This is a genomic window from Streptomyces sp. NPDC002845, assembly GCF_053591955.1.
In genome coordinates, this window is the sequence record NZ_JBSFUU010000171.1 from 1 (window position 1) to 5,405 (window position 5,405).

Annotated in this window: 8 protein-coding genes and 1 pseudogene; 6 read left to right on the forward strand and 3 right to left on the reverse strand. The window is 61.1% G+C overall.

Annotated elements, in window-relative coordinates; translation table 11 throughout:
* The 4 genes from ACWD3C_RS47600 to ACWD3C_RS47615 form a co-directional block, all read left to right on the forward strand.
* Positions 1–1,010 (forward strand): RHS repeat-associated core domain-containing protein (locus ACWD3C_RS47600; protein WP_451154919.1); only part of this gene is annotated, 1,010 nt, incomplete at its 5' end.
* Between the two features lie 84 nt (positions 1,011–1,094).
* The gene (locus ACWD3C_RS47605; RefSeq protein WP_451154921.1) at positions 1,095–1,532 is read left to right on the forward strand and encodes an SUKH-4 family immunity protein; all 438 of its coding nucleotides are present in this window, start codon (positions 1,095–1,097) and stop codon (positions 1,530–1,532) included.
* A 36-nt stretch (positions 1,533–1,568) separates the two neighbouring features.
* Entirely contained in the window at positions 1,569–1,817 is a 249-nt protein-coding gene (locus ACWD3C_RS47610) for a hypothetical protein (protein WP_451154923.1), read from the forward strand.
* Between the two features lie 37 nt (positions 1,818–1,854).
* Entirely contained in the window at positions 1,855–2,295 is a 441-nt protein-coding gene (locus ACWD3C_RS47615) for a hypothetical protein (RefSeq protein WP_451154925.1), read from the forward strand.
* Positions 2,296–2,361: 66 nt separating this feature from the next.
* On the opposite strand, the pseudogene ACWD3C_RS47620 reads toward ACWD3C_RS47615, so the two are convergent.
* Positions 2,362–2,562: pseudogene (locus ACWD3C_RS47620) on the reverse strand (hypothetical protein); the annotation flags it as partial.
* A gap of 203 nt (positions 2,563–2,765) precedes the next feature.
* Here ACWD3C_RS47620 and ACWD3C_RS47625 point away from each other — a divergent pair.
* Positions 2,766–3,095 carry a hypothetical protein gene (locus tag ACWD3C_RS47625; RefSeq protein ID WP_451154927.1) on the forward strand — a complete coding sequence of 110 codons (330 nt, stop codon included), beginning with the start codon at positions 2,766–2,768 and terminating at the stop codon, positions 3,093–3,095.
* A gap of 356 nt (positions 3,096–3,451) precedes the next feature.
* Here the strand turns inward: ACWD3C_RS47625 and ACWD3C_RS47630 are convergent, their stop codons facing one another.
* The gene (locus ACWD3C_RS47630; RefSeq protein WP_451154929.1) at positions 3,452–3,655 is read right to left on the reverse strand and encodes a DUF397 domain-containing protein; all 204 of its coding nucleotides are present in this window, start codon (positions 3,653–3,655) and stop codon (positions 3,452–3,454) included.
* A gap of 9 nt (positions 3,656–3,664) precedes the next feature.
* Positions 3,665–4,516, reverse strand: a complete 852-nt coding sequence (locus ACWD3C_RS47635; protein WP_451154931.1) for a helix-turn-helix domain-containing protein — start codon at positions 4,514–4,516, stop codon at positions 3,665–3,667.
* A 244-nt stretch (positions 4,517–4,760) separates the two neighbouring features.
* On the opposite strand from ACWD3C_RS47635, the gene ACWD3C_RS47640 reads away from it, so the two are divergent.
* Positions 4,761–5,168 carry an ATP-binding protein gene (locus ACWD3C_RS47640; RefSeq protein WP_451154933.1) on the forward strand — a complete coding sequence of 136 codons (408 nt, stop codon included), beginning with the start codon at positions 4,761–4,763 and terminating at the stop codon, positions 5,166–5,168.
* Positions 5,169–5,405 lie beyond the last annotated feature (237 nt).

Below are 5,405 nucleotides of genomic sequence, written 5' to 3' on the forward strand. Positions count from 1 at the left end.
GCAAAACCCGCGACACCACCACCGGCCTGACCCACATCGGCGCCCGCGAATACGACCCCACCCTCGGCCAGTTCATCAGCGTCGACCCCATCCTCGAAACCGACAAACCCCAAACCCTCAACGGCTACTCCTACGCCGCCCAAAACCCCCTCACCAACTCCGACCCCACCGGCCTCGTCCTCGACTGCGGCAATGCCCTCGGCGCAGCCGCAGCCTGCCCCACCCGCCCCGACGGCACCGAAGGCAACGGACGCCCCAACGAAGGCGCCTCCAACGACTCCGGCACAGCCAACGCTGGAAGCGGAAAGGAAACCGGGGGCAGTGTCGAATACGCAGCTCCAGCGGAAGCGGGCTGCGGGTTCTGGGATGTCAAGTGTGGTTGGAATCAGTTCTGGCGCAGCGACTGCGGTTTCTGGGACGTCAAGTGTGGACTCCGGGAAAACTATGAAGCTTGGAAGAACGTTGTCGCTCCCGACATGGAGGAAGTTGAAGCCTGCGGGGGCGGTGAAGTCGCCAGCTGTGGATGGCTTTTGGCGGGTTTTCTTCCAGCGGGGAAACTGAAGAGGCTAGGGAAGCTCCTAGGGGAAGGGAAGAATGCCCAAAGAGCTGCTGAGCTGATCGGTGAAGCGGTCAATCTCGTTGGGCAGATATCGTATGGCGAGGGGCATCTGAGCAAGGCGGTGCAACTGCAGCGCCTGATTGATAAGAAGAAGAATGGTAACTACGCGTCGGCTCTACTGGATGACGGGACAACCATTGTTGCCCATTCCGACAGCGTGCTGCATTCGGAGGAGCACTTGCTCAACAGGGCGGGGGCGCGAAAGATCGTGGCTGTATACTCGGAGCGAGAACCATGTGGGTCCGGTCATAACTGCTCATCGCAGCTCAGGTCCGCCGGGGTGAAAAATGTCAGCTGGTCGTTCCCCTGGAATGACATCGGGGGCGAAGGTAGGGCTAGAGCGAACAGGGACCTTAGTGCTGCGATACGTAGCCTATTTAATGGTGGCTAGTGTCGCACGTCCTAGTTTGATCTAATTATGGTCCGATAAAAGTCGGGCCATGTCCTCTTGTGTCGTATTTTAATGGGAGCTTCTGTGGATCTTCGCCTTATCAATATTCCGGTTGAGGGTGGCGTCTTTGAGTTGACTGTCCCCAATGAGTTCTTCGCGTACCGATCGCTTGATTCGGCTCAGCGGGTCCGCTCGGATTCCCGGAGGTCGTTGATCCGATTCGGTGCTGTCGGAAGAGCGGCCTCTGTCTTTATCGATGAAGAATCCGACGAGGTCTTGTCGGGTGTGCATCCTGACGATGCTTCATTGGTTAATTCTTCGGTCGCTCAATTCGTGGATTGCGTTCGCAGGGTGGGCGACGCCTTCCCCTTCTATTCTGCGGATTCTGATTTTGAAGAATGGGAGGCTGCTGCACAAAGAGTGCAGGACATTATTTGCGAGGTTGACTCGGCCGCCTATAGGGAAGGGTCCTTTTGGTATGAATTTAGGTGGGATGTTTCCATGGGTGATTTCCACGACTGAGCCTTTTCGGGTGTGTACTGTGAGGATCGGGGCGCCGTGAATTTGACTGTCGCTCGTGCACTGGTCGATCTCGTCGTATCTATCGAAATGTCGGATGGAGAGGCGATTTCGATCGATGCCTCGACATCCCTCATCGAAGATGTCGTAGTAGCTCTCGGCGGTTTGTCAGGCCCGGAGCGGGAAGAGTTTATCGCGGTGATCAATCAAATGGAGAGCGAAGCCCACACGGGAGAACGTCGGCAAATTCTGCAAGATCTCCCAGAAGGGCTCGGAATCTCTGATTGACATCCACCTGGCGGTCCGTCATCGAAGGGCCTGTGACGTGGTTGAGATCGAGACGTTCCTGAAGGGTGTGGACGGCGGGTTCGTGCAGGTGGAAGCCTGCCGTACCTCGCCGCCCGACCTCGATTACATCGAGGGTGCCATTCGCCTGGTAGTCGATGGAGTGGAAATCATCGGCCTGAAACAATGGGACTACGTTGACCAGCTCTGGTGTTATATCGCCGAGATGGTGGCGCAATTGCGGTCGTCGGATTACGCGGAGACGTATTTTCCGGATCAGCCGATCAAGCTCTCTTTTCGGGTTGCGGGGTCTCGCGTCTTGGTATCTGCTGATGTCGGCGAAGGTGTACGGCGAGTGAACGCTTCATCCGCAGAGTTCTTGACCGCCGTTAAATTGGCTGGGTTGAGCTTCTTCGAGAAAATGTCCGAACTCGCTCCTGGTAGTTCGTATGACGAGGCGCAGCAGCAGTTGTCAGCGTGACCAAGCCATAGGCCCCGCCGGGAATGCTTGAATCCGGCGGGGCCTATGGGGTTCTTGACGACAATGTCAGCGGACGGGTGTTGCACAAGGCGGCTGGCCGTCGCTGTCGCGGGACTCGCCGACGATCTCAGCTGAGGCGTGAAGGGCGCGGCCGAGGAGATCGATGGCGTCACGCGGGAGGCGGAGTCGGACGTGGGCGTAGACGGTGGCAGTAACGCCGATGTGGGCGTGGCCGAGGAGTTCCTTGATCACGACGAGTTCCACCCCTGCTCCAGGAGGAGGGGCGCCGATCAAGATGATCAATCGCACGCTCAACGGGAAGACGGCCGATGGTGAGTACTCTCGGCAGTTCAATGCAGTGGTCGGAACTTAAGGCTGATGGGACTCCGCAGCACCATCATCGAGTTATTGTGCGGGACGGCAAAATGATCACAGCCTATCCATCCGACCGCTGATCCAGGAGTCAAGCCGTGGGAGTCGATGTGATGCTGATGAAAGTGCATCAGCCCGGAACAAGTCGGAAGCGGCGTCAACTGATTGAGGCCGATGTTTTCTTGGACGAAGACGAGAGGTTTTCACAGCTCTGCACCGAGAGTGGTCTACCTATGCTGAGTAGGGTCGACTCTTACGGATCGCTGATTCTCACATCAGTTGAGATGGGGCAGTTGATAGACGAGGTCAACGTGCTTCGAGGCCGGGGCGACTCCGAAGTGGACCGAAGGATCCTTGAAAGGGTTGGTCAACTCGCACGCAGGTGCGCAGAGGACTCGTCGATGGAACTTCACTTTGAAGGAGAATGAGGATCCGCTCTGCGAGGCAGACTGTGGTCGTGCCGCACTACCGGGAGCGGTGAGGAGAAGTCGTGAGGTGAAGTGGCCCTACGGAGTTTTCGAATTCCGTGAGACCATCAAGCGTTTGAGCGACGACGTCAGAGGGAGAGCGCTGGGGCAGGTGGGTCGCCAGGACGCCCCTCGGCGCAGTCGAGAGCGGTCGATGGCCCGCGGACCCCCATAAGCTCAAGCGTGCCCTGGAACGGATCGAATAACTGGAAGACGTGTCGCGCGCCTTGAACGCGCTACTGTAAGCCTCGAACGGATTTACGCCTGCCGACCTGACGATGCACCATGCCACCGCGCCCACCCACCTTGAGAGTGGCTCAGCAGTTCGGGCTGAACCGCCGGGACTTCACGCTGCGTATGAGGTGAGCCAGCGGGGCGGTGGCGGTGGTGAGTTCGGTGGTTGGGTCATCGCTTTCGCGGAGGCGGATGTGGTCTTCGTTGGCGGCTGCCACTTCCACGCAGGTGTTGCCATCACCGCCTTCTGAGAAGGACGACTTCTGCCAGCGGGCGGCCTGGGTCATGGTGACGCCTCACAGATCCTTTGTGACTTGGTGGATGAAGTCCCGTGACGCTAGCGGGTCGAGCGCTGCCTTCTCCACCTTACGGAACAGCCTTCGGAAGCGCTCCAGCTGGGTTTCCGTGTCCAGGAAGGCAGTGCCGTGGGGTGAGTCCCGGAGGACCGTGTCCAGCCGGGGAACCGGCCCGCCCACGTGCATCATCGCGCTGCTGGCGCCGGCGAAGCCGTCCGTGTCGAACGGGATGACGCGTACCTCCGTTCTCTCTTCCTCGGTGTGCTTCAGGATTTGGAGGAGTTGGGTTCGGGCCACCTTTCGGTCGGCGACGCGCATCCTCAGGGCCGACTCGTGGATGATCGTCTCGTACGGTGCGGCCGAGCCGCCTTCAATAGCCGCCCGGCGTCTCATGCGGTGCTCAATGCGGGGGGTCAGCTCGCTGTCGGGCAGCTCTGGGACCATGTACCCGAAGACGGCACGTGCATAGTCCGGGGTCTGCATCAGCCCCGGCACGTGAGTGATGACGACCTCACGTAGGAAGGTCGCATGATGCTCCAACTCGGCCACGTCGAGGAAGACCGGCGGCAGGACCCCTCGGTATTCCTCCCACCAACCCCGTGTGCGGTCGGCTGTCATCGTTACCAGGGCTTCGATCAGAGCTTCATCTGCGCAGGCACAGTGAGCCGCCAAGCGGCGCAGACGTTCCTCGCTGATCCCGGAACTGCCTGCCTCGATCTGGCTCATGTGAGTCGAGCTTGAGCCGAGGAGGCCTGCGATCTCCTTGGCCGACAGGCCTGCTGCCTCCCGCAGTCTGCGCAGTTCGGAGCCCAGGCGCACTTGGCGCGCGGTGGGCCTGGTCCGCATCGTCATCCGGACTTGGTCTCCTCGACGGTGGTGTCTCTTGGGGTGGTTGGGCACCTCGTTCGGGTGTCAGATTACGCGAGCGGCTTGCGAGGGTAGGAATTACTACCCTACTGTCGGTGACGCGACGCACACACTGCGGCCCGGGACTCCGGAAGCGCACCGCTCCGTCCTGCCGCGACGGCTGCGGCATGACACCGCCCGCTACCCGCAGCTCACCCTCAACCCCACCCCTTCTACCAGGAGTTGACGCATGCCCGAAACCGAACCCTGGGAGTACTCCCTCGCTATCCCCAACGACCCCCGAGCCGTCACCGTCAGCCGCCGTACCCTCCGCCTGATCCTCACCATGCACGGCCTGATCAGCCTCGTCGACGTCGCCGAACTCCTCGCCGCGGAGCTGGTCTCCAACGCCGTATGCCACACGAAGGGGCCCGCGGTCCTGCGCGTGTGCTGGTCGGCCGGTGTGCTGCGGATCGGTGCGTGGGACGCCGATCCTCAACCGCCCGAATCACCTGGGCGGTTGGAGGGACTCGTCGACTGCGAGCAGGGACGAGGTCTTGCCCTTGTCACGGCCTGCGCCGATCTGTGGGGGTGGCAGCCGCTGTCCCGACAAGGCCAGCGGGGCAAGTACGTGTGGTTTCACCTGGCCGCCAAGTAGAAGCAGGCAAGTCCCGGGCGGCCGGACTCGCCCCTCGGCCGTACGGACTGGCCGTTCAGGCACGCGGTCTACGCCGCGGCGGGCGAGGAAGTGGTCGACGACCACGAGTTACACCGGTGACTCGACGGCGGCGACTGCGGTGAAGGCGGGGGCGCCGGCCACGCTGGAGTACGCCACCCACTACAACCTCGACGGTACCCGGCAGTTCATCGAGGAACCCGCACTCGGCGGCCTGCC

Coding starts and splice junctions, on each gene's coding strand:
- ACWD3C_RS47630 (WP_451154929.1), bottom strand. CDS start 3,655: ATGACCCAGGCCGCCCGCTGGCAGAAGTCGTCCTTCTCAGAAGGCGGT.
- ACWD3C_RS47635 (WP_451154931.1), bottom strand. CDS start 4,516: ATGACGATGCGGACCAGGCCCACCGCGCGCCAAGTGCGCCTGGGCTCC.
- ACWD3C_RS47640 (WP_451154933.1), top strand. CDS start 4,761: ATGCCCGAAACCGAACCCTGGGAGTACTCCCTCGCTATCCCCAACGAC.